This is a genomic window from Candidatus Symbiopectobacterium sp. NZEC135 (assembly GCF_025962695.1).
This window is the reverse complement of the sequence record NZ_JAGFPF010001577.1, coordinates 1-494: the sequence shown is the minus strand read 5'-3', so window position 1 is coordinate 494 and position 494 is coordinate 1. Positions and strand designations below refer to the sequence as shown.

The window sequence follows — 494 nt, the reverse complement described above, 5'->3', positions numbered from 1 at the left end:
TGTACGATCTACTGCAACATACCGGTCTGTCGATTGTGGGCGAACTCACCCACCCTATCGATCACTGCATGCTGGTCGCCACCGACACGGATTTGAGCCAAATCACCACCGTCTACAGTCATCCACAGCCCTTCCAACAGTGCAGCCATTTTATCCAGCGCTATCCACAGTGGAAAATCGAGTATTGTGAAAGCACCGCGGCGGCAATGGAAAAAGGAGCATCATTGACCACACGCCGCCGCGCTGGGCAGCGAGGCCGGTGGATTACTTTATCAACTGCGCGTGCTAGAACATAACCTGGCAAATCAGACCCAAAACACCACCCGCTTTATCGTGTTGGCGCGCAAGCCGATTGATGTTTCAGAGCAAGTGCCAGCCAAAACCACCTTGATTATGGCAACGGGTCAGCAATCGGGGGCATTGGTGGAAGCCCTGCTGGTACTGCGCGAACACAACATCATTATGACAAAACTGGAATCTCGCCCTATTTACGG

Annotated in this window: 1 pseudogene; it reads left to right on the top strand. The window is 53.0% G+C overall.

The window, feature by feature from the left end:
- Window positions 1-494, top strand: a pseudogene (locus J5224_RS35725) (prephenate dehydratase domain-containing protein); the annotation flags it as partial.